The organism is Ramlibacter humi, from assembly GCF_004681975.1.
GTDB lineage: Bacteria > Pseudomonadota > Gammaproteobacteria > Burkholderiales > Burkholderiaceae_C > Ramlibacter > Ramlibacter humi.
On sequence record NZ_SMLK01000001.1, the window covers coordinates 664,431 to 687,120 of the forward strand.

At 70.0% G+C, this 22,690-nt stretch carries 20 protein-coding genes and 1 pseudogene; 14 read left to right on the plus strand and 7 right to left on the minus strand.

Annotation, left to right across the window (positions count from 1 at the left end; genetic code table 11):
* The first annotated feature begins 52 nt into the window (after positions 1 to 52).
* Complete coding sequence (locus EZ216_RS21255; protein ID WP_167772813.1) at positions 53 to 3,022, plus strand: serine/threonine-protein kinase; 2,970 nt, start codon at positions 53 to 55, stop codon at positions 3,020 to 3,022.
* A gap of 47 nt (positions 3,023 to 3,069) precedes the next feature.
* On the opposite strand, the gene EZ216_RS03040 is transcribed toward EZ216_RS21255, so the two are convergent.
* Positions 3,070 to 4,575, minus strand: a complete 1,506-nt coding sequence (locus tag EZ216_RS03040; RefSeq protein WP_135248090.1) for a helicase HerA-like domain-containing protein — start codon at positions 4,573 to 4,575, stop codon at positions 3,070 to 3,072.
* A 72-nt stretch (positions 4,576 to 4,647) separates the two neighbouring features.
* Between EZ216_RS03040 and EZ216_RS03045 the strand changes: the two genes are divergently transcribed.
* The 8 genes from EZ216_RS03045 to rng all read left to right on the plus strand — a co-directional run bounded on the left by EZ216_RS03045 (position 4,648) and on the right by rng (position 11,451).
* Entirely contained in the window at positions 4,648 to 5,376 is a 729-nt protein-coding gene (locus EZ216_RS03045) for a YebC/PmpR family DNA-binding transcriptional regulator (protein WP_135248091.1), read from the plus strand.
* Positions 5,377 to 5,416: 40 nt separating this feature from the next.
* Positions 5,417 to 6,697 carry a phosphoribosylamine--glycine ligase gene (purD, locus tag EZ216_RS03050; protein ID WP_135248092.1) on the plus strand — a complete coding sequence of 427 codons (1,281 nt, stop codon included), beginning with the start codon at positions 5,417 to 5,419 and terminating at the stop codon, positions 6,695 to 6,697.
* On the plus strand, positions 6,697 to 7,608 hold the full coding sequence (gene hemF, locus EZ216_RS03055) for an oxygen-dependent coproporphyrinogen oxidase (RefSeq protein ID WP_135248093.1): 912 nt from the start codon (positions 6,697 to 6,699) through the stop codon (positions 7,606 to 7,608). The genes purD and hemF overlap by 1 nt, the downstream gene beginning before the upstream one ends.
* Positions 7,605 to 8,210 (plus strand): nicotinate (nicotinamide) nucleotide adenylyltransferase, encoded by a 606-nt coding sequence (nadD, locus tag EZ216_RS03060; RefSeq protein ID WP_135248094.1) that lies wholly within the window; start codon positions 7,605 to 7,607, stop codon positions 8,208 to 8,210. The genes hemF and nadD overlap by 4 nt, the downstream gene beginning before the upstream one ends.
* On the plus strand, positions 8,210 to 8,797 hold the full coding sequence (rsfS, locus tag EZ216_RS03065; RefSeq protein ID WP_135248095.1) for a ribosome silencing factor: 588 nt from the start codon (positions 8,210 to 8,212) through the stop codon (positions 8,795 to 8,797). Before nadD ends, rsfS begins: the two co-directional genes overlap by 1 nt.
* Positions 8,794 to 9,261 (plus strand): 23S rRNA (pseudouridine(1915)-N(3))-methyltransferase RlmH, encoded by a 468-nt coding sequence (rlmH, locus tag EZ216_RS03070; protein ID WP_135248096.1) that lies wholly within the window; start codon positions 8,794 to 8,796, stop codon positions 9,259 to 9,261. Before rsfS ends, rlmH begins: the two co-directional genes overlap by 4 nt.
* The gene (locus EZ216_RS03075) at positions 9,254 to 9,856 is read left to right on the plus strand and encodes a Maf family protein (RefSeq protein ID WP_135248097.1); all 603 of its coding nucleotides are present in this window, start codon (positions 9,254 to 9,256) and stop codon (positions 9,854 to 9,856) included. The genes rlmH and EZ216_RS03075 overlap by 8 nt, the downstream gene beginning before the upstream one ends.
* Before the next feature lie 113 nt (positions 9,857 to 9,969).
* Positions 9,970 to 11,451: a ribonuclease G gene (gene rng, locus EZ216_RS03080; protein ID WP_135248098.1), complete on the plus strand. Its 1,482-nt coding sequence runs from the start codon at positions 9,970 to 9,972 to the stop codon at positions 11,449 to 11,451.
* Positions 11,452 to 11,457: 6 nt separating this feature from the next.
* Here rng and EZ216_RS03085 read toward each other — a convergent pair whose 3' ends face one another.
* Genes EZ216_RS03085 through galE form a run of 6 tightly spaced genes read right to left on the minus strand, consistent with a single transcriptional unit; the run spans position 11,458 to position 18,335 of the window.
* Positions 11,458 to 12,348: a hypothetical protein gene (locus EZ216_RS03085; protein ID WP_135248099.1), complete on the minus strand. Its 891-nt coding sequence runs from the start codon at positions 12,346 to 12,348 to the stop codon at positions 11,458 to 11,460.
* Between the two features lie 9 nt (positions 12,349 to 12,357).
* Positions 12,358 to 13,182, minus strand: a complete 825-nt coding sequence (locus tag EZ216_RS03090; RefSeq protein WP_135248100.1) for a glycosyltransferase family 2 protein — start codon at positions 13,180 to 13,182, stop codon at positions 12,358 to 12,360.
* Positions 13,179 to 14,480, minus strand: coding sequence for an O-antigen ligase family protein (locus EZ216_RS03095; RefSeq protein ID WP_135248101.1), 1,302 nt, complete (start codon positions 14,478 to 14,480; stop codon positions 13,179 to 13,181). Before EZ216_RS03095 ends, EZ216_RS03090 begins: the two co-directional genes overlap by 4 nt.
* An 18-nt stretch (positions 14,481 to 14,498) precedes the next feature.
* Positions 14,499 to 15,578 carry a glycosyltransferase family 9 protein gene (locus tag EZ216_RS03100; RefSeq protein WP_167772814.1) on the minus strand — a complete coding sequence of 360 codons (1,080 nt, stop codon included), beginning with the start codon at positions 15,576 to 15,578 and terminating at the stop codon, positions 14,499 to 14,501.
* 34 nt (positions 15,579 to 15,612) lie between these two features.
* Positions 15,613 to 17,373: a lipid A export permease/ATP-binding protein MsbA gene (gene msbA, locus EZ216_RS03105; protein WP_135248103.1), complete on the minus strand. Its 1,761-nt coding sequence runs from the start codon at positions 17,371 to 17,373 to the stop codon at positions 15,613 to 15,615.
* Positions 17,337 to 18,335, minus strand: a complete 999-nt coding sequence (gene galE, locus EZ216_RS03110; protein ID WP_135248104.1) for a UDP-glucose 4-epimerase GalE — start codon at positions 18,333 to 18,335, stop codon at positions 17,337 to 17,339. The genes msbA and galE overlap by 37 nt, the downstream gene beginning before the upstream one ends.
* A gap of 81 nt (positions 18,336 to 18,416) precedes the next feature.
* Here galE and EZ216_RS03115 point away from each other — a divergent pair, with 81 nt between their 5' ends.
* The 5 genes and pseudogenes from EZ216_RS03115 to EZ216_RS03135 all read left to right on the plus strand — a co-directional run bounded on the left by EZ216_RS03115 (position 18,417) and on the right by EZ216_RS03135 (position 22,670).
* A complete protein-coding gene (locus EZ216_RS03115) occupies positions 18,417 to 19,190 on the plus strand; it encodes a glycosyltransferase family 2 protein (protein ID WP_135248105.1) in 774 nt (257 codons plus the stop codon).
* Between the two features lie 34 nt (positions 19,191 to 19,224).
* Positions 19,225 to 20,514 carry a Tol-Pal system beta propeller repeat protein TolB gene (gene tolB, locus EZ216_RS03120; protein ID WP_439126707.1) on the plus strand — a complete coding sequence of 430 codons (1,290 nt, stop codon included), beginning with the start codon at positions 19,225 to 19,227 and terminating at the stop codon, positions 20,512 to 20,514.
* Between the two features lie 43 nt (positions 20,515 to 20,557).
* Positions 20,558 to 21,091, plus strand: a complete 534-nt coding sequence (gene pal, locus EZ216_RS03125; protein ID WP_135248107.1) for a peptidoglycan-associated lipoprotein Pal — start codon at positions 20,558 to 20,560, stop codon at positions 21,089 to 21,091.
* Positions 21,091 to 21,868 (plus strand): annotated as a pseudogene (ybgF, locus tag EZ216_RS03130) (tol-pal system protein YbgF). Before pal ends, ybgF begins: the two are co-directional and overlap by 1 nt.
* Positions 21,869 to 21,881: 13 nt before the next feature.
* On the plus strand, positions 21,882 to 22,670 hold the full coding sequence (locus tag EZ216_RS03135; protein ID WP_135248108.1) for a tRNA threonylcarbamoyladenosine dehydratase: 789 nt from the start codon (positions 21,882 to 21,884) through the stop codon (positions 22,668 to 22,670).
* Positions 22,671 to 22,690: the final 20 nt, after the last annotated feature.

The following is a 22,690-nucleotide window of genomic DNA, read 5'->3' on the forward strand; positions in this document are numbered from 1 at the left end:
CTCCAAAGGAAGGCTGAGCTTACACTCAGATACCTGCCCGTATGACCTCCCCGTGACCGTCGTCAAGAAGCTCGGCCGCTACGACATCCTCCGCACCCTCGGAAAGGGTGCGATGGGTCTCGTGTACGAGGGCAAGGACTCGGTGCTGCAGCGCCGGGTGGCGATCAAGACCATCATCGTCGAGAACCTCGACTCCAAGGCCGCCGAGGAGTACGAGTCGCGCTTCCGCACGGAGGCGCTGGCGGCCGCCCGGCTGCTGCATCCGAACATCGTGCCGGTGTTCGACTTCGGCCGCCACGAGGGCATCGCCTTCCTGGTGATGCAGTACATCGAGGGCGACGACCTCAAGGACCACCTGGACCGCGGCGAGCGCTACAGCCCGCAGGCGGCCATGGCCATGGTGCTTGACCTGCTGTCCGCTTTGGACCACGCGCACGAGAACAACATCGTGCACCGGGACATCAAGCCGGCCAACATGCTGATCGAGAAGGGGCGAGTCAAGCTCACCGACTTCGGCGTGGCCCGCATCCAGGACCCGGACTCGGCCAACAAGACCCAGCTGGGCGCGGGCGGCATCGGCACGCCGCGCTACATGTCGCCGGAGCAGGCGCAGGGCCAGCGGGTGGACTCGCGGTCCGACCTGTTCAGCGCCGGCATCGTGCTGTACGAGCTGCTGACCGGCGTGCGGCCTTTCGACGGCGACAACCCGTTCGCGATCATCCACCAGATCGTCAGCTCGGTCCCGCCGCCGCCGACGTACCACAACAACCGGCTGCCCAAGTCCATCGACACGGTGGTGGCCAAGGCGCTGGCCAAGAACCGCGACGAACGCTTCTCGTCGGCGCGCGAGTTCGCCATGGCGCTGAAGGCCGCCGGCCAGCGGGTGGGCAGCACGGGCGCCGGCACCGCCGGTGGGGCGTCCGCGTCCGGCACCAGCATCGGCGCCCAGCCGGCCATGAGCGGCGCGTCGGTCAAGGACCCCACCGACGCCGCGACGGGACCTTCCTCCATCAATCTCGAGCTGGAACTCGAGTACTGGAAGGACATCAAGGATTCGGAAGAGGCGAGCGACTTCGTCGACTTCCTGGAGCAGTTCCCCGGCGGCAAGTTCGCGGCCCTGGCGCAGCGGCGGCTGAAGAAACTGGGGTACGAGGACCCGGGCGGCGCCTCGGTGCCCGCGGCGCGCGGCCCCAGCCCAGCGGACGATGACGACGACGAGAAGACCCGCCTGCCGGGCCAGCTGTCGCGCACCTCCGGCACCTCGGGCACTTCAGGCACCTCCGGCACTTCGGGCACCGGCAGCCTGAAGCTGATGGACAAGCACGTGGTCGTGGCGCCGGACGACGCCACGGTCATGCCGGCTTCGCGCACCGGAGCGCACACGGGCGCCCCGGCCCGCGCGCCGGCGGAGATGCCCGACGCGGTGATGGCCAAGGCCGGCCAGGCGGCTGCCGACAAGGCCGCGCAGGAAGCGCGTGCCGCGGAAGAGGCGCGCGCCGCCGAAGCCCGCGCCGCGGCCGCCGCCAAGGAAGTCGAGCGGCTGGAAGCCGAGCGCCAGGCAGCGGAAGCCAAGGCGAGGGCGGAAGCGGAGGCGAAGGCCCGCGCGGAAGCCGAAGCTCGTGCGAAGGCAGAGGCCGAAGCGAAGCGCCAGGCCGACGAGGAAGCGAAACGCCAGGCCGCCGAAGCGGAAGCCAGGCGCAAGGCGGAAGCCGATGCCCGCGCAAAGGCTGAAGCCGAAGCAAAGGCGAGGGCCGACGCGGAAGCCAAGGCGAAGGCCGACGCGCAGGCGCGCCAGCAGGCGGAAGCCGAAGCGAAGCGCAAGGCCGACGAGGAAGCGAAGCGCCAGGCCGCCGAGGCGGAGGCCAAGCGGAAAGCCGAAGCGGAAGCGAAGGCGAAAGCGGATGCCGAAGCACGCCAGAAGGCCGAAGCCGAGGCGAAGCGCAAGGCGGCGGAGGCCGAAACCAAAGCGAAGGCGGAAGCCGAAGCACGCGCCAAGGCGGAAGCGGAAGCCAAGGCGAAGGCCGACGCGGAGGCGAAGCGCAAGGCCGACGAGGCGCGCAAGGTGGCCGACGAAGCCGCCCGCAAGGCCGCCGAACAGGCCAGGGCCCAACCCCAGACGGCCGCCACCGCGCCGGCCGCTCGCGCGCCGGCGCCTGCCACGAGTGCCGAACCCGCTGCCCAGCCCAAGTCCAAGGCCCCGATGGTGATCGCGGGCGTGGTCGTGCTGGGCCTCATCGGCGGCGGCGTGATCATGATGACGGGCAAGAAGGCGCCCGAGGAAACCGTGGCCAAGGCCACCAGCCCAGCGGAAGCGTCCGCGCCCCAGGCCAGGGTTTCGCCCGCACCAGCGCCCGCGCCGCAAGCGGCTCCCGCTCCGGCTCCCGCGCCGGCCGCCAAGGAAGACGCCAGGAAGGCGGACGAGGCGAAGAAGAAGGAAGAAGAAGCCCGCAAGAAGGCCGAGGAAGCGAAGAAGAAGGAAGAAGAGGCGAAGAAGGCCCAGGACGCGAAGAAGCAGGACGAGGGCAAGGCCAAGGCCGAACAGGAAGCCAAGGCCAAGGCGCAGGCCGAAGCCCAGGCGAAGGCGCAAGCCGAAACGCAGGCCAAGGCGCAGGCGGATGCCAAGGCCGAACAGGAGACGAAGGCCAAGGCCGCCCAGGCCGAAGCGCAGGCCAAGGCCCAGGCCGAAGCGAAGGCGAAAGCCGATGCGGAAGCCGCCGCCGCGAAGGCCAAGGCGGCCGACGTGCAGGTGGCCAAGGCCAGCCCGTCCGCGCTGCTGGCGGCCGCCCAGGCGGCCGAGCGCGAAGGCCGCGCCGCCGAGGCGCTCAGCGCCTACAAGCAGGCTGCCAACGCCGGCAGTGGCCCCGCCGCCAAGCGCCTGGGCGACATCTACACCAAGGGCCAGCTGGGCGCCGGCCGCGACGCGGTGGAAGCGAACAAGTGGAACAACGTCGCCGTGCGCCTGGGCGAGTGCATCAGCGGCCCCGTGGCGCTGAAGGCCGGCGGCGGCAACGACTGCAAGTGACGGCCGCGTAGGCCGTCATTTCCCGCGCAGGCGGGAATCCAGAGAATCTATTTCTTCCCGCCGAGCAATCCGCCCAGCACCCCGCGCACGATCTCGCGACCGACGCTGCTGCCGATGGTGCGCACGGCCGACCTGGCCATCATCTCGACCATGCCTTCGTGGCGGCCGCCGCGCGGGCCGGTCGAACCGAAGAGGATGTCGTTCAGCCCGCCCATGGCGCTGCCGGTGGACCGGTCGGTGGCGCCCCCGCCGCCGGACGAGGTGGGCGAGGGCGGCTGCTGCGCCCGGTCCTTGAGCTTTTCGTAGGCGGACTCGCGATCGACGCTCTTCTCGTACACGCCGGCGACCAGCGAGCCGTCCATCAGCGCCTTGCGCTGCTCCGGCGCGATGGGCCCGATCTGGCTGCCGGGCGGCAGCACGAACACGCGCTCGGTCACGCTGGGCCGGCCTTTCTCGTCGAGCAGGCTCACCAGCGCCTCGCCCACGGCGAGTTCGGTGATGGCCGACTCGATGTCCAGGCCGGGCTTCTGCCGCATGGTCTGCGCCGTGGCCTTCACCGCCTTCTGGTCGCGCGGCGTGAAGGCGCGCAGCGCGTGCTGCACGCGGTTGCCCAGCTGGGCCAGCACCGAATCCGGAATGTCCAGCGGGTTCTGGGTGACGAAATACACGCCCACGCCCTTGGAGCGCACCAGGCGGACGACCAGTTCGATGCGCTCCAGCAGCACCGCCGGCGCGTCCTTGAAGAGCAGGTGCGCCTCATCGAAGAAGAACACCAGCTTGGGCTTTTCCGGGTCGCCGATCTCGGGCAGGCGCTCGAACAGGTCGGACAGCATCCACAGCAGGAAGGTGGCGTACAGGCGCGGCGCGTTCATCAGCTTGTCGGCCGCCAGGATGTTGACCACGCCCTTGCCGCTTGCGGTCTGCATGAGGTCGGCGATGTCCAGCATCGGTTCGCCGAAGAACCTGTCGCCGCCCTGGGTCTCGATCTGCATCAGCCCGCGCTGGATCGCGCCCACGCTGGCCGCGCTGATGTTGCCGTACTCCGTGCGGAACTGGGCCGCGTTGTCGCCGATGAACTGCAGCATGGCGCGCAGGTCCTTCAGGTCCAGCAGCAGCAGGCCCTGGTCGTCGGCGATCTTGAAGACGAGGTTGAGCACGCCGGCCTGCGTGTCGTTCAGGTCCAGCATGCGGGCCAGCAGCAGCGGGCCCATGTCGGAGACCGTGGCGCGCACTGGGTGGCCCTGCTCGCCGAAAACGTCCCACAGGGTGGCGGGGCAGGCCGCGGGTTCCGGCTCGGGCAGGCCGCGTTCCTGGATCGCCTGCGCCATCTTGGGCGGCATCCGGCCCGGCTGGCTGATGCCCGTGAGGTCGCCCTTGACGTCGGCCATGAAGACCGGCACGCCGATCTTCGAGAAGTTCTCGGCCAGCGTCTGCAGCGTGACGGTCTTGCCGGTGCCGGTGGCGCCCGTGATCAGGCCGTGGCGGTTGGCCAGCCCGGGCAGCAGGAAGCACTCGGTGTTCTTGTTCTTGGCGATGAGCAGCGGGTCGGCCATGGGGCGAAAAGTAGAATGCGGTCCGGGCAATATAGCAATGCGAAACGCATTGCGGCAGACAAGGAACACCAAGTGGCTGGACACAGCAAATGGGCCAACATCCAGCACCGCAAGGGGCGGCAGGATGAGAAGCGCGGCAGGATCTGGACGCGGGTCATCCGCGAGATCATGGTCGCCGCGCGGCAGGGCGGCGGCGACCTGAACGCCAACCCCCGCCTGCGGCTGGCGGTGGACAAGGCCAAGGCGGCCAACATGCCGGCCGACACCATCAAGCGCAACATCGACAAGGCCACCGGCAACCTCGAAGGCGTGAACTACGAGGAGATCCGCTACGAGGGCTACGGCATCGGCGGCGCGGCCGTCATCGTGGACACGATGACCGACAACAAGGTGCGCACGGTGGCCGAGGTGCGGCACGTCTTCAGCAAGTACGGCGGCAACCTGGGCACCGAAGGTTCGGTGGCCTTCCAGTTCAAGCACTGCGGCCAGCTCATCCTGGCGCCGGGCACCAGCGAGGACAAGGTCATGGAAGTGGCCCTGGAAGCGGGCGCCGAGGACGTGGTGACCGACGACGACGGCGCCATCGAGGTGCTCACCGCGCCGGCCGACTTCGAGAAGGTGCGCAACGCGCTGGAAGCCGCGGGCCTGAAGCCCGAGATCGCCGAAGTCACGATGCGGGCCGAGAACACCACCGACCTCGCCGGCGACGACGCGGCCCGCATGCAGAAGCTGCTGGACATGCTGGAAGACCTGGACGACGTGCAGGACGTGTTCCACAACGCGTCGCTCCCGGAGTCCTGATGGCCGCCGCTGCATTGCCCGCGCGCACCGGCTCTCCCGCATGAAAGTCCTCGTCATCGGCGGCGGCGGCCGCGAGCACGCGCTGGCCTGGAAGCTGGCGCAATCGCCCAAGTTGCAGATGGTCTATGTCGCGCCTGGCAACGGCGGGACGGCGCAGGACCCGAGGCTGCAGAACGTGCCCATCACCGAAGTGGCCGCGCTGCGCGACTGGGCACTGGCGCAGAAGATCGCGCTGACGGTGGTCGGCCCCGAAGCGCCCCTGGCGGCGGGGGTGGTGGACGATTTCCGCGCGCATGGCCTGCGCGTGTTCGGCCCCACCAAGGCCGCTGCGCAGCTGGAAAGCTCCAAGGCTTTCTCCAAGGCGTTCATGCGGCGCCACGGCATCCCGACGGCGAAGTACCAGACCTTCACCGATCCCGCGCAGGCGCACGCCTACGTCGACCGCGAAGGCGCGCCCATCGTCATCAAGGCCGACGGCCTGGCGGCGGGCAAGGGCGTGGTGGTGGCGATGAGCACCGCCGAGGCGCACGAAGCCATCGACTTCATGCTGCTGGACAACCGCCTGGGCGTGGCCCACAACGAGGGCGGCGCGCGGGTGGTGATCGAGGAATTCCTGCAGGGCGAGGAAGCCAGCTTCATCGTGCTGTGCGACGGCCGCAACGTCACGCCGCTGGCCACCAGCCAGGATCACAAGCGCCTGCAGGACGACGACCAGGGCCCCAACACCGGCGGCATGGGCGCGTATTCGCCCGCGCCGGTGGTCACGCCCGCGGTGCATGCGCGCGCCATGCGCGAGATCATCCTGCCCACCGTGCGCGGGATGGAGAAGGACGGCATCCCCTACACCGGCTTCCTGTACGCGGGCCTGATGATCGACCGCGAGGGGCACGTCAAGACGCTGGAATTCAACTGCCGCATGGGCGACCCCGAAACGCAGCCCATCATGATGCGGCTGAAGTCCGACCTGTACGACGTGATGATGGCCGCCACCGGCGGCACGCTGGACCAGGTGGACCTGCAGTGGGACCGCCGCACCGCGCTGGGCGTGGTGATGGCCGCGGCCGGCTACCCGCTCAGCCCGCGCAAGGGCGACGCCATCAGCGGCATCGCGCGCGAGGCGGAGGATGCGATGGTGTTCCACGCCGGCACCGCGCTGAAAGACAACCAGCTGGTCACCAGCGGCGGACGCGTGCTGTGCGTCACCGCGCTGGCCGACACGGTGAAAGCCGCGCAGCACCGCGCGTACGAGGTGGCGCAGGCCATCCGCTTCGACGGGGCGCAGTACCGCCGGGACATCGGCCACCGGGCCGTGCGCGGCTGATGCAGCAAGTCGAGGCGGTTCGCGCGTACCTGCTGGACCTGCAGCAGCGCATCACGTCCGCGATGGCCGCCATCGATGGCGCGCCGTTTCTGGAAGACCGCTGGGAGAAGGCGCCAGGCGAGCCGCTGCAGGGCAACGGCGTCACGAAGATCCTGGAGCAGGGCGCCGTGCTGGAACGCGCGGGCTGCGGCTTCTCGCACGTGCGCGGGACCCGGCTGCCGCCTTCGGCCACGCAGCACCGGCCCGAGCTGGCCGGCGCGCCGTTCGAAGCGCTGGGCGTGTCGCTGGTGTTCCACCCGCGCAACCCGTACGCGCCAACGGTGCACATGAACGTGCGCATGATCTCGGCCGAGCCGGCTGGCGCACCGCCCGTGTTCTGGTTCGGCGGCGGCATGGACCTGACGCCCATCTACGGCTTCGAGGAAGACGCGGTGCATTTCCACCGCGTGTGCAAGCAGTCGGTCGAACCGTTCGGCGCCGACCGCCACGCGCACTACAAGAAGTGGTGCGACGAGTACTTCCACCTGAAGCACCGCAACGAGCAGCGCGGCGTGGGCGGCATCTTCTTCGACGACGTGTCGGACCTGGGTTTCGACGGCGGCTTCGCGCTGATGCGGTCCGTGGGCGACGCCTTCCTCGGCGCGTACGAGCCCATCCTCGGGCGCCGCAAGGACATGGCCTGGGGCGAGCGCGAGCGCGGCTTCCAGCTCTACCGGCGCGGCCGCTACGTGGAATTCAACCTGGTGTGGGACCGCGGCACGCACTTCGGGCTGCAATCGGGCGGCCGCACCGAATCCATCCTGCTGTCCATGCCGCCGCTGTGCAGCTGGGCCTACCGCCAGGAGCCCGCGCCCGGCACGCCGGAAGCGGAGCTCTACACGCGCTTTCTTCCGCGGAGGGAGTGGGTTTGAGCGCGCCGCGCATCGGCATCTTCGGCGGCGCGTTCGACCCGCCCCACGTGGCGCACGTGGCGCTGGCGCGCGCGGCCATCACGCAGCTGGGGCTCGATGAGCTGCGCGTGCTGCCCACCGGCCAGGCCTGGCACAAGTCGCGCACGCTGACCGGCGGCGAGCAGCGCCTGGCGATGGCGCGCGAAGCTTTCGGCGAACTGCCCAGGGCCACGGTGGACGACCGCGAACTGCGCCGCGAAGGGCCGACCTACACCGTCGACACGCTGCGCGAGCTGCGCGCCGAACACCCGCGGGCCGAACTGGTGCTGGTGATCGGCGCCGACCAGGCCGAAGCCCTGAAGACCTGGCGCGAGAGCGGCGAGATCGTGAAGCTGGCCACCATCGCGGTGGCCGCACGCGCGCGGCCCGACCCCGACGCGCCACCTTTCGACGCCACGACGCTGCCCGCCGGCGGGCGCTTCGTCGCGGTCGAGTTGCCGCCCATGCCGGTCAGCGCCACCCTCATCCGCGGCCGCGTGGCGGCCGGGCAGGGGATCGGCCAACTGGTTCCCCCCGGCGTCGCAAGTTATATTGCCCGCCATCACCTTTACGCACCGACCTGATGACCCAAGACACCAGCGCCAGGAAAGACACCCAGAAACTCCAGCGGGCCATCGTCGATGGGCTCGAGGACGTGAAGGCGCAGGACATCCAGGTCTTCAACACCGAGCACCTGTCGCCGCTGTTCGAACGCGTGATCGTCGCTTCGGGCACGTCGAACCGGCAGACCAAGGCGCTGGCGTCCAGTGTGCGCGACAAGGTGCGCGAGGCGGGCTTCGCCAAGCCGCGCATCGAGGGCGAGGACAACGGCGAGTGGATCATCGTGGACTGCGGCCCGGCGGTCGCGCACATCATGCAGCCCGCCATCCGCCAGTACTACCACCTGGAAGAGATCTGGGGCGAGAAGCCGGTGAAGCTGAAGGGGCCGGCTGCGAAGAAGGCCGCTGCCGCGAAGCCTGACGGCGCGGCCAAGCCCGCTCCGGCGCGCAAGGCGCCGGCGAAGTCGCCCGCGAAGACCGCTGCAGGCAAGACGCCGGCGAAGAAGGCTGCGGCCCCCGCCAAAAAGACCGCGGCCAAGGCGCCCGCCAAAACCGCAGCCAAAAAAGCGCCCGCGAAGAAAGCCCCCGCCAAGGCCACCCGCCGGCCATGAGGCTGGTGGTGGCCGCCGTGGGCCAGCGCGTGCCCGATTGGGCGGTCACGGCCTGGGACGACTACGCCAAGCGCTTCCCGCCCGAGCTCAAGCTGGAGCTCAAGGCTGTGAAGGCGGAGCCGCGCGGCTCGCGCACCGTGCCGCAGCTGATGGCGGCGGAACGCGAACGTCTCGAAGCCGCCATTCCCAAGGGTGCCCGCATCGTCGCGCTCGACGAGCGCGGCACCGCGCTCACCACGCAGGCGCTGGCCGCCAAGCTGAAGGCATGGCAGGGCGAGGGCGCCGACGTCGCACTGCTGATCGGCGGCCCCGACGGCCTGGATCCCGCGTTGCGCGCCGCGGCGCACGAACGCATCCGCCTGTCCGACCTCACGCTTCCGCACGCCATGGTGCGCGTGCTGCTCGCCGAACAGCTTTACCGCGCCTGGTCCGTCAACGCCGGCCATCCCTACCACCGTGAGTGATTTCGTCTACCTCGCGTCGCAAAGCCCGCGCCGCCGCCAGCTGCTGGAACAAATCGGCGTGCGCCACGAGCTGCTGCTGCCGGATACCGGCGAAGACAGCGAGGCGCTGGAAGCGGTGCTGCCGGGCGAAGCCCCGGCGCATTACGTGCGCCGCGTCACCGCGCTGAAGCTCGACGCCGCCGTCGCGCGCCTGCGCCGCCGCGGCCTGCCGCCGGCGCCCGTGCTGTGCTCGGACACCACGGTGGCGCTTGGCCGCCGCATCTACGGCAAGCCCGAGGACGAGGCCGATGCGTCGCGCATGCTGCGTGAGCTGTCCGGCGCGACGCATCGCGTGCTGACGGCCATCGCGGTGCAGTCGGGCCGCACACGCCGCGAGGCGACGAGCGATTCGCGCGTGACCTTCGATATGCTCACGCCCGCGCAGGTCCGCGCCTACGTCGCCAGCGGTGAACCCATGGGCAAGGCTGGCGCGTACGCGGTGCAGGGCCGCGCCGCGGCGTTCATCGTGCGCATCAGCGGGTCGTACCCCGGCATCATGGGGTTGCCGCTGCACGAGACCGCGCGGCTGTTGCGCGCCGCGGGCGTGCAGTTCTAGGGCTTCCCTGCCTCGCCGGCGGGGGGAATTCAAGCGGGGTACTGCGGGGGAGAGGCAAGTCCAGCCGCCCCTCGGTTATCCTGTGCCGCACGGAGACGAGCACCAAAGCACACATGCAGCAGGACATCCTGATCAACTGGTCTCCCCAGGAGACCCGCGTCGCCATCATCGAACACGGCGCGGTGCAGGAACTGCACGTGGAACGCACGCTGGAACGCGGCCTCGTCGGCAACGTCTACCTGGGCAAGGTGGCACGGGTGCTGCCCGGCATGCAGTCGGCGTTCGTGGACATCGGGCTGGAGCGAGCCGCCTTCCTGCACGTGGCCGACCTGCACGGCGCGCGGCCGCACGAAGAGCACGGCAACCGCCACGGCCAGCCGGCGGTGCCCATCGAGAAGCAGGTGTTCGAGGGCCAGCCGCTGATGGTGCAAGTGATCAAGGACCCCATCGGTACCAAGGGCGCGCGCCTCTCGACGCAGATCAGCATCGCCGGCCGCCTGCTGGTGTTCCTGCCGGGGGACGACCACGTGGGCGTGTCGCAGAAGATCCCGGGCGAACAGCGCGACGCCTTGCGTTCGCGGCTCACGAACCTGGTGGGCACGCCCGCGACCGGTGGTGGCGGCGGCTTCATCCTGCGCACCAATGGCGAGGACGCCAGCGACGCCGAACTGGCCGACGACATCAGTTACCTGCGCAAGACCTGGGCACGCATCAAGGATGCGGCGCTGCGCCTGCCGGCGGGCTCGCTGCTGCACCAGGACCTGAGCCTGCTGCGGCGCGTGCTGCGCGACCTGGTGACCGAGGGCACGCAGACCATCCGCATCGATTCGCGCGAGCAGTTCGGCATCCTCAAGGCCTTCGGCGAGGAGTTCATGCCGCAGGCGGCGGCCAAGCTGCAGCAGTACAAGGGCGAGCGGCCGATCTTCGACCTGTTCAACGTCGACGAGGAGATCGCGCGGGCACTGGGCCGGCGCGTGGACCTGAAGTCGGGCGGCTACCTCATCGTCGACCAGACCGAGGCGCTGACCACCATCGACGTCAACACCGGCGGCTTCGTCGGCGCGCGCAACTTCGACGACACGATCTTCCGCACCAACCTGGAGGCGGCTGGCGCCATCGCGCGCCAGCTGCGCCTGCGCAACCTGGGTGGCATCATCATCGTGGACTTCATCGACATGCAGCGCGAGGACCACCGCGACGCGGTGCTGGCGGAATTCCGCAAGCAGCTGGCGCGCGACCGCGTGAAGACCATGGCCGGCGGCTTCTCGCAGCTGGGCCTGGTGGAGATGACCCGCAAGCGCACGCGCGAGTCGCTGGCCCACATGCTGTGCGAGCCCTGCGAGTGGTGCCACGGCGCGGGCCAGGTGAAGACCGCGCGCAGCGTGGCCTACGACATCCTGCGTGAGATCCTGCGCGAGGCGCGCCAGTTCAACCCTCGCGAGTACCGCGTGGTGGCGTCGCCCCGGGTGGTGGAGCTGTTCCTGGACGAGGAGAGCCAGCACCTGGCCGGGCTGTCGGACTTCATCGGCAAGCCGATCTCGCTGCAGAGCGAGAACGCGATGGGGCAGGAGCAGTACGACATCGTGCTGCTCTGAGGGCGTTCACTCGCCCACGAGCAGGGCCGCCGGGTCGGCGCCGGATTCGAGCAGCCGCCGCAGCCGCTCGAAGAAGGCGAACTTGGGCTCCAGGTTGTTGTTGTAGCTGATGCCGCCGATGTGCAGCCAGCGGCCGTCCACCAGTTCGACCTCGCGCTCTTCGCCGTCGGGCAGCCGCAGCGGCAGGAAGCGCCGCGGCGCGAAGCGCAGTGCCTGCCGGTCCAGCCGCGAGTACAGCGGTCCCCAGTTGCGCCCGCCCGTGTCCAGCTCGCGCGAGAAGTCGTAGAGGAAATTGAGCGGCAGCTGCTGCGTCGCATCGAAACGGAAGAAGCAGTAGCCGGCCCACAGCGACCAGTGGTCCAGGTTGCCTGCGTTGAGCAGGCCGAAGACCGGCTGCGTGCCCAGGCGCTCGGCGGGATCGGCCGGCCGGATCGGCACCAGGTCGTGGTCCAGGAAGCCGAACACCGAAGGGCGCAGCGGCCGCACGACGTTGTGGTACGCCCAGGACATGGCCATGCCATGCGACCGGTTGACATGACGGGTGCGGTAGGGCGGCAGGCCCAGGTACGGTGAGCCGTTCGCACGGCAAACCTCCTGGATGCGCGAGCGCGATGCCTCGTCGCGGGAGTTGTCCAGCACCAGCACGGTCGTGTCCGCCAGCATCGCGCGGGCAGCCCGCAGTTGCCAGTCCAGCGCCCAGGGCTGCTCGAAGGCGATGACGATGGCCACGGCCTTGTCCTGCAAGGCGGTATGTCCCGCGATGAACTTGTCGAGGTCGTCGGGGCGCTGCCGCAGGTAGCGCGCCAGCAGGGCGTCATTCCGGGCCTGCTTGAGGGCTTGCTGGACGGGCAGCAGCCGCAGCCACTCCGCGGCGGTGAACTGGCGGGGTCCGCGCATCCGGCGTGATCAGAGCCAGCGGAACCCGCCGTCCACCTTCTCGCCGTGCACGGTGGCGCCGTACTTCGCGAGTTCCTGCTCCCGCCAGGCGGCCTCCTGCCGCTTGCGGCGTGCCTTGGCCAGCTTGCGGCCGAGGAAAGACTGGCCCAGCAGCTTGTAGCTGTCGCGCGCGCTGAGGCCCTCTTTCTGCGACAGGCCTCGCTCGCGCTTGAGCGCGCTGAGCGTGACCGAGCCGAAGTGGTGCAGCCACGAGGCGCCGGTGATGCCCGTGCGGATGCCGGCGACTTCCAGCTCGCGGAAGAAGAGGGTGTCCTCGTAGCCCCACAGCTTGGGCGTGGCGCGGAAGTAGCCGATCTCGTCCCACACCGAGCGGTGGATCATCATGCAGACGGCGTGGCGTGCGCCGACGCGAACGGTGTCGCGCATCCGCCTGCCGTGGTCCGCGGCGATGGCGTCCAGGTCGTAGTCGAGCGGTCCTTCGATCAGCGCCGGCGACACCACCTTCAGCGATTCGCGCTGCGCCGCATGCAGCAGGCCTTCGATCCAGCCCGGCGACACGACCACGTCGTTGTTCATGACCACGGTCCAGTCGGCCTGCAGCGCCAGCGCGCCCTGGTTCCAGGCGACCCCGCAGCCCAGGTTGTGGCCGTTCAAGACCGCGCCGCCCAGCGGCAGTCCGGCCAGGTAGGCACGGGTTTCGTCGCTGGAGCCGTTGTCGACGGCGATGACCCGGCCCAGGTCGAAGCCGGTGCGCACCAGGCTGTCCACGCACTGGCGCGTGTAGTCGACCTGGTTGTAGCAGGCGAAAGTGACGGCGAGGCTGGGCTGGCTCATGCAGGTTCCCGGGCGAGCGCGCCCGCCGCGAACACCGCGACGAACTGCGCGTAGAACGACGCGGCGTGGATCAGGTTGGTGGTCTCGGGGGTGATGCTGGCCGTGAGGTAGCCGATGACCAAGACCAGGCCGTAGTAGCCGTTCTGTCGCCGCGCGGGGTCGCCAGACCGGACCGCGGCCACGAACACCCAAAGCGGCACCAGGAACAAGAGCAGGCGCGAGGCAAGGCCCACGCTTCCCATGCGCATCATGGCTTGGAGGAATTCGTTGTGGCCGCCGGCACCGACGAAGTTGGTTTCGAACAAAGGGGAGTAGAACGCCGCGATGGCCGGCACCGTCTTCACGTCCGGCAAGGTGCTGTGCCCCCAGCCGAACCAGGGGTGCTGCAGGAAGAAGATCCAGTTGGCGCGGTACAGGGAAATCCGGATACCGACCGAGCTGTCGAGGAAGGTGCCCGCTGCGTACTGCCGCACGTCATTGACGGCATCGTTGATGCGCACATGCACGGTCGAGGATGCGAAGTACACCGCGAAGCAGGCCAGGGCCACCAGTGCGACGGAGGCGGCCACGGTGCGCGCGGTCGCACCGCCGCGTGCCTTGAGGAGCCAGAGCACCAGCAGCAATGGGGCCATGGTCCAGCCAGTGCGTGAGCCGGTGCGCACGGACACGGCCACGGCTGCCGCCGCGCCCGCGAGTTTCAAGGCCCGGAGCCACAAGGGCTCTCTCCGTCGCAGGGAATAGAGGCACACGAAAGCACCGATCATCGTGTGCTGCGACAGCACGATCGGGTCGATGAAGTAGCTCGCCAGGCGATCTCCCCAGAAGAAGAGGGGAGCAGTCGGCAGCAGGAACATGCCGCCGCAAAGAAGCAGGCCCACGGCGAACGAAGGTCCCGCGAGCGGGCCGAAGTCGAGCCGGCGCGCCGCCAGCCCCAGCATCAGCAGGCCCGCGAACAGGTAACGTATCGGGCCGTCCAGGTAGCGAGGCACCAGTTGCTGGTGGGCCAAGGCCGTCGCGAGGACCGCCGCCAGCGGGGCTGCGAGCGCCAGCACGATCCAGCGGACCTGGCGTTGGCGCAGGAGCGACCGGGCGTCGTCCCGGTGGGAGATGAGCGCCGCGAGTGCGACCACGCCCCCGACGACGGTCAAGGCATTGAGCCATCCGCGCACGAGGAAGTAGCCGGCGGCGGCGAGGGTGGGGAGCACCAGCAGAAGCTGGTCCAGGAAGTCGGCGCGCAGGTGGGCGGGCCCGATTGCGGCAGGCGCCTGCGGGCGCTTGGGTAACAGGATGGAAGGCATCGTCGCGGGGCCCGGAGTTTACCCGGCGGGTGGGCCGCTCAGCAGCTGCAGAGCCTGCGCCAGCACGCGTTGCGGCGTGATCGCGATCAGGCAGTCCGACCGGCTTTCCAGGTGGTCCTCGCAACCGGCGCGGCCGCACGGCACGCACGGCAGGCTGTCCTGCAGGATCGTGACGTTGCCCACCGTTTGCCCCAAGGCGCGGCGCTGGAAGAACACCGGCTGCGCGCCGCCTGGCCAGGGCGCCCAGCGCTGCGGGTTGGTCGGCCCGAAGATCGCCAGCACCGGCACGCCCGTCGCGGCCGCGAGGTGGGACACCGAAGTGTCCGGCCCGATGTACAGCGCCGCGCCGCGCAGCAGCGTGACCAGCTGGTTGAAGTCGAGCAGGCCCGAGACGTCCAGCAGTTGCGGCGCCGCGCCCGCCTGCCGCACGGGTGCGATGCAGGCTTGGTCGCGCGCGCCGCCCGTGCCGGTCAACACGACCTGGTGCCCGCGTGCCAGCAATGCTTCGACCAGTTCGCGGAACTTCTCCGGCGCCCACTGCTTGTACGGCCACATCGAAGGCGCATGCACGACGATGGCGCCGGGGCGCAGCGTGTCGCGCAACGCGGAGGGCAGGTCGGAACCGGGCGGGGGCACCACGGCGACGGCGGCGCCGCGTACGCCCCACGGTTCCAGCAGCCGGAGCTTCTCCTGCACCGAATGCTCGGTCCCCAGGTCGCCACGGCTGACGACGGCGTGCGTGAGCAGCCGCCGCTTCCACCAGTTGCTGCTGCTGCTCTCGGGCACCACGCCGCTGCGCACAGGAGCGGCCAGCCAGGCGATGAGGTGCGCGCGGTCGCTGGGCTGCGTCACCAGCGCCAGGTCGTAACGGCGCCACAGGCGGCGCGCGAGATCGCGGAAGCCGGCCCATCCCAGGCGCGGCGGCGACTCGATCAGCTGGTGGATGTCTGGATTGCCGCGCAGCATGCCGAGCGTGCCGGCGAAACCCGCCACGTCGATGGTGGCGTCCGGCCAGCGCAGGCGCGCCGCCCGGATGAGCGGGGTGGTGAGCAACACGTCGCCGATCTGGCGCGTGCAGACGATGAGGATCCGGTTCATGGCCGCCCGCCCTCGTCCCCCGGCCCTGAAACGCTCACGGCTGCCCGCGCTGCAGTGCGTGCAGGCTGGCATAGAGACCGCCGCGGGACAGCAGCTCCTGGTGGGTGCCGGTTTCCACGATGCGGCCCTGGTCCAGGACCACCAGCTGGTCTGCATGCTCGATGGTGGACAGGCGGTGGGCGATGACCAGGGTGGTGCGGCCCGCCATCAGGCGCTGCAGCGCTTCCTGCACCAGCCTTTCGGACGCGGCGTCCAGCGCCGAAGTGGCCTCGTCCAGGATCAGCACCGGCGCATCCTTGTACAGCGCGCGCGCGATGGCCAGGCGCTGCCGCTGGCCACCCGACAGCTGGGTGGCGTTGTGTCCCGTCACCGTCTCCAGGCCCTGCGGCAGCGCCTGCAGGACATCCGCGAGATTGGCTGCTTCGATGCACCTTTGCAGCCGCGCAGGGTCCAGCGGCGCGTCCAGCGTGATGTTGGCTGCCAGCGTCTGGTTGAACATCACGACATCCTGGCTGACCAGCGCGAACTGTTCGCGCAACGCGGGCAGCGACCACTCGGCCACGTCGCGGCCGTCCAGCAACACGGCGCCTTCGTCGGCGGCGATGAACCGCGGCAGCAGATTCGCCAGCGTGGTCTTGCCCGATCCGGAAGGGCCGACCAGCGCGATGGTGCGGCCCGGCTCCAGGGTGAGGTTCACCCGGTCGAGCGCCGGCGCGGTGTCGCCGCGGTAGCGCACCGTCACGTTCCTGAGCTCGATGTGGCCGCGCGCGCGCCCCGGGGCGTAGGTGCCGCCCGATTCGGCGGGCGTGTGCTCGACGAGGTCGATGGCGCGCTGCACCGCCGCCAGGCCGCGGCTGATGGGGTTGGCCGCTTCCGACAGCCGCTTGATCGGCGCGATCAGCATCAGCATCGCGGTGATGAACGCGGCGAAAGTGCCGATGGTCAGCCCGCCGCGGCTTTGCCACAGCGCGATGCAGATCACCGCCGACAAAGCGGCGGCCGCCATCATGTGGGTGAGCGGCGTCACTGCCGCGGAGGCGACCGCGGTCTTCATCGCCAGCCGCCGCAGCGATTCGCTCAGCCCCGCGAATCGGCGCGCCTGCGGTTGCTGGGCGCCGTGGAGGCGCACCACGCGCACGGCCAGCACGTTCTCCTCGACGACATAGGCCAGGTCATTGGTGGCGCCCTGCGTGCTGCGGGCGATGGCGAAGAGCCGCCGCGATGCCACCCGGATGATCACCGCTACGCCGGGCACGATCAGGAACACGATCAGCGTCAGGCGCCAGTTGAGATAGAACAGGTAGCCCAGCAAGGCGAGCAGCGCGATGGTGTCCTTCACCAGCCCCATGACCGCGTTGACCAGCAGCATCGAGCCGGTCTGCACCTCGAACACCACCGTGTTCGACAGCGTGGTGGCGTTCTGCTGGGCGAACAGGGACAGCCGCGCGTCCAGCAGGCGGTCGAACATGTCGCGCCGCAGCGCGAGCAGGCCATCCTGCGTGATGCGTGCCATCGCCAGGTCGGCGACGAACCCGGCGAGCCCGCGCACGGCGAACAGCAGCAGCAGCGCCGCGGGCACCATCCACAGTTCGAGACCGCCGCGGAAACCCCGGTCCAGCAGCGGCTTCAGCATGGCCGGCAGCAGCGGCTCGGCCGCGGAGGAGACGATGGTGGCCAGGGCCGCCACGGCCCAGAAACGCGCGCTGGCACGCCCGAAGTAGGGCGCGAGCCAGCGCACGGCGGAAAAGTCGATCCGGCTCACGCGGCCTGCGCCGCCCGGACCCGGCGCTCCCATTGCCAGGCGTGCTCGATGATCGTGCCCAGGTCCTGGTACTGCGGCGCCCAGCCCAGCTCGGCGCGCGCGCGTGCCGCATCGGCCACCAGCACCGGGGGGTCGCCAGCGCGCGGCGGGTCGTCGCGCATGGGGATCGGGTGTCCCGTGACGCGGCGGGCCGCGTCGATCACCTCGTTGACCGACGCGCCCGCGCCGGTGCCCAGGTTGTAGACGGTGGTTGGCGCACCGGACTGCAGCTTGCGAAGCGCCGCCAGATGGGCCGCGCACAGGTCCTGCACGTGGATGTAGTCCCGCAGGCAGGAGCCGTCCGGCGTCGCGTGCTGCGAGCCGAAGCGCGAGATGGACGCGCGGCGGCCCGAAGCCACCTGCAGCACCAGCGGGATGAGGTGCGTCTCCGGTTCGTGCCTTTCGCCCAGCGTGCCGTCGGGATGCGCGCCGGCCGCGTTGAAGTAGCGCAGCGAGATGGAGCGCAGGCCGTGCGCCTGGTCGTAGTCGCGCAACGCGTATTCGACCGCGAGCTTGCTGTGGCCGTACGGGTTGATCGGCTGCGTCGGGTGGTCTTCGGGGATCGGCACCTTCACGGGATTGCCGTAGGTCGCGGCCGTGGAGGAGAAGATGAATTGGCGCACGCCGTGCTCCAGCATCGTGTCCAGCAGGTTCAGCGTGGCGACCAGGTTGTTGCGCCAGTACTTGCCGGGATTGCCGACCGATTCGCCGACCAGGCTGGAGGCGGCGAAATGCATGACGCACGCAGGACTGGTTTCCCGCAGGACGGACGCCATGAACGCACGGTCGCCGATGTCGCCGACCCGCAGCTCGTCGCCGCGCACCGCGTCGCGGTGGCCCGTCGCGAGGTTGTCCACGGCCACCGGCCGGAAGCCGTTCTCGCGCAGCATCCGCACCATGTGCGAACCGATGTAGCCCGCGCCGCCAGCGACGATGACGGTGGGAGTGGGGTCCATGGATGAGGGTGCAATAATGATCCGTTGATCCGGCCTGAATTATGCCCGCGCGCGTCGCCGCGCCGGGGCCGCCCAGAGCGCGTGAAAAGCCTGTCCGTCATCCTCATCACCCGCAACGAAGCACGCAACATCGAAGCCTGCCTGGAGAGCGTGTCGTTCGCCGCCGAGGCCGTGGTGGTGGACTCCGGCAGCAGCGATGGAACGGCCGCGCTGGCGCAGGCGCGGGGAGCCCGCGTCGTCGTCACGCAGGACTGGCCGGGGTTCGGCCCGCAGAAGAACCGCGCACTGGAGCTCGCCACCGGCGAGTGGGTCTTGTCGATCGACGCCGACGAGCGCGTCACGCCCGAGTTGCGCGAATCCATCCTGGCCGCCATCGCGCAGCCGCGCTTCGATGCCTACGAAATCGACCGGCGTTCCAGCTATTGCGGGCAATCCATGGCGCATTCGGGCTGGTCGCCCGACAGGGTGGTGCGCCTGGTGCGCCGCGGCACGGCATCGTTCTCCCCGTCGCAGGTGCACGAACGGCTGGTGCCAGCCGGCCCGGTCGGCCGGCTGGAAGGCAAGCTGCTGCACGAAAGCATGCGCGACTTCGAGTCCGTCATCGACAAGATGGACCGCTACTCGACCGCGGGCGCGCGCATGCTGATGGAGCGGGGTGTGCGCGGCTCGATGGGCAAGTCCATCGCGCACGGCCTGTGGGCCTTCCTGCGAACCTACGTATTCCGGCTAGGCTTCCTCGATGGGCGCCTGGGCTTCGCGCTGGCCGTCTCCAACGCCGAAGGCACCTACTATCGCTACATGAAGCTTTGGCTGATGCAGCGCCAGGCGGCCGGAAACGAAGCCGGACCAGGTTGAACCAAAATCTTCGGAGCGACTCCAGAGCATGACCATGAACCTGTCCCCCTCCTGGCGGCGCCGCCGCATGCTTGGCGGCCTGGCCGCGACCGCCATCGCGCCCGCTGCCTGGGCCCAGTTCCGCGTCGAGGTGACCGGCGTGGGCCTCACGCAGTTGCCCATCGCGGTGATGCCGTTCCGCGGCGACGCCGAGGCGCCGCAGAAGATCGGCGAGATCGTGCGCGCCGACCTCGAGCGCAGCGGCCAGTTCCGGCCGGTGCAGCCCGCGTTCTCGCAGCCGCTGGACGAAGCCGCGCGGCCCGACCTCGCAACTTTCCGAAGCGCGGGCGCCGACTCGCTGGCGGTGGGCAGCGTCACGCGGCTGGCCGACGGCCGCTACGACGTGCGCTTCCGCCTGTGGGACGTGGTGCGTGGCCAGGACCTGGGCGGCCAGAGTTACGGCGTGACGGTGGGCGACCTGCGCCTGGCGGCGCACCGCATCGCCGACTTCATCTACGAGAAGCTCACCAGCGAGAAGGGCATCTTCTCCACCCGCATCGCGTACGTCACCAAGGCCGGCACGCGCTACAACCTGTGGGTGGCCGACGCCGACGGCGAGAACGCGCAGTCCGCGCTGGCCAGCCCCGAACCCATCATCTCGCCGGCGTGGTCGGCCAACGGCGCGCAGCTGGCGTACGTGTCGTTCGAGTCGCGCAAGCCGGTGGTGTACGTGCACGACGTGGCCAGCGGCCGCCGGCGCCTGCTGGCCAACTTCCGCGGCTCCAACAGCGCGCCCGCGTGGGCGCCGGACGGCCGCACGCTGGCCGTCACCCTCAGCCGCGAGGGCGGCTCGCAGCTGTTCCTGATCGACGCCAACGGCGGCGAGCCGCGCCGCCTGACGCAGTCGTCGGGCATCGACACCGAGCCGGTGTTTTCCGCCGACGGCCGCAGCATCTACTTCGTCAGCGACCGCGGCGGCGCGCCGCAGATTTACCGGATGGCCGCGACGGGCGGGTCGCCCGAGCGCGTCACCTTTACCGGGAGTTACAACATCAGCCCGACCGTCAGTCCGGATGGCCGCTGGCTCGCCTACATCTCGCGCGTGAACGGGAATTTCAAGCTGCACGTGATGGAACTGCCTTCCGGCCAGGGCGTGCCGATCACCGATACGACCGCCGACGAGAGCCCGAGTTTTGCCCCCAACGGCCGCCTGATCGTCTACGCGACACGGCAGAATGGCCGCGAAGCGCTGATGACGACCACGCTGGACGGCAAGATCAAGGCCCGCCTGGCGGGGCAGGGTGGCGACATCCGCGAGCCCGACTGGGGCCCGTTCAAGCGCTGAACCGATTTCACCTTTCACCGAATTCGCAATGGAGGACCGTTCGATGATCCGTCGCCTCGTGACCGGCCTGCTGCTGGCCGCCACGCTCGCCGGTTGCAGTACCGGCGTCAAGCTCAATGACGTGCCCGTGGAGGACCGCTCCGGCACCGCCGTCAACCCGCAGGGGCCCGGCGCCAATACCGGCACCCAAAGCAACGTCACGCCGGTGGCGGTGGACCAGGCGGCCGGCGGCACCGGCGGCCCGGTCAACGTCACGCGCCTGGTGTACTTCGACTACGACAGCTACACCATCAAGCCGGAATCGCAGTCGGTGATCGAGGCGCACGCGCGTTACCTGAAAGCCAACCCGCAGCGCAAGGTGAGCCTGGAAGGCCACACCGACGAGCGCGGCGGCCGCGAATACAACCTGGCCCTGGGCCAGAAGCGCGCCGAGGCCGTGCGCAAGCAACTGTCGCTGCTGGGCGTGGGCGACAACCAGATGGAGGCGGTGAGCTTCGGCAAGGAGAAGCCCGCCATCGTCGGCAGCGACGAAGCGGCCTGGGCGCAGAACCGCCGCGTCGAGATCGCGTACCGCTGATGCGCGCGCGCTCCTTTTTCGCTCCCCTCGCCGCAGCGGCCGCGCTGTGCCTGCCGCTGATTTCGCAAGCCGCCCTGTTCGAGGACGACGAGGCCCGCCGCGCGATCCTGGAACTGCGCCAGCGCGTGGAGGCGCAGCGCCAGCAGTCCGAGCGCCAGGCGCAGGACCTGCAGCGCGCCACCGAGGACAACGCGCAGCTGCGCCGCAGCCTGCTGGACCTGCAGGGGCAGATCGAACAGCTGCGCGCCGACCTCGCCAAGCTGCACGGCACCGACGAGCAGCTCTCGCGCGACATCGCCGACCTGCAGCGCCGGCAGAAGGACGTGGCGCAAGCCACCGAGGAACGGCTGCGCAAATTCGAGCCGCAGAAGGTGACCGTCGACGGCCGCGAGTTCACGGCCGATCCGAACGAGCAGCGCGACTACGAAGCCGCGCTGGCGGTGTTCCGCAAGGGCGACTTCCCGCCCGCGCAGGCCGCGTTCACCGACTTCATCAAGCGCTGGCCGCAAAGCGGCTACCGGCCTTCGGCGCTGTTCTGGCTGGGCAACGCGCAGTACGCCAACAAGGACTACCGCGGCGCGCTGGCCAACTTCCGGGCGCTGCTGCAGCAGGCGCCCGACCACGCGCGCGCCGGAAGCGGTGCTGTCCATCGCCAACTGCCAGATCGAGCTGAAGGACAACGCGGGCGCGCGCCGCACGCTCGACGACCTGGTGAAGGCCTACCCGCAGTCCGAAGCGGCTTCGGCCGCGCGCGAGCGTCTCGCGCGCCTGCGCTGATCCGTTTGCGCTGATGCTGCACGCGCTGGACGCCGCGCCGGACCTGGAACGCCGGTTCTCGGGGCTGGAGCGGCTGTACGGCGTCACGGGCGCCGCGGCGCTGCGGCGCGCGTGCGTCGCGGTGGTGGGCATCGGCGGCGTGGGGTCCTGGGCCGCGGAAGCGCTGGCCCGCAGCGGCGTCGGCTCGCTGGTGCTGGTGGACCTGGACCACGTGGCCGAATCCAACATCAACCGGCAGGTGCACGCCACCGACGCCACGGTGGGGCAGGCCAAGGTGCAGGCGATGCGCGAGCGCATCGCGCAGATCCATCCGGGCTGCCGCGTGCACGAGGTCGAGGAATTCGCCGAGCCGGCCAACTGGCCCGCGCTGCTGCCGGTGGCGGTGGACGCGGTGGTGGAGGCGTGCGACGAAGTGAAAGCCAAGGTGGCCATCGCAGCGTGGGCACTGCGCAGCGGCACGCCGCTGATCGCCTGCGGCGCGGCCGGCGGCAAGCGGCTGGCGCACAAGGTGGACATCGACGACCTCTCGAAGACCACTCACGACCCGCTGCTGGCGCAAGTGCGCTACCGCCTGCGCAAGTTCCACGGCGCGCCGCGCGAAGGCAAGCGCATCGGCGTCACCTGCGTGTTCAGCCGCGAAGCCGTGGCGCCGCCGGACCCGTCGTGCGCGATCGAAGGGGACGGATCGCTCAACTGCAGCGGCTACGGATCCAGCGTCGCGGTCACCGCGACGTTCGGCCAATGCGCCGCAGGTTGGGTGATGGATCAATTGGTGCGGAAAGCCGCACAAGTCCCGCTATAATCGTAGGCTTTGCGGCGAGC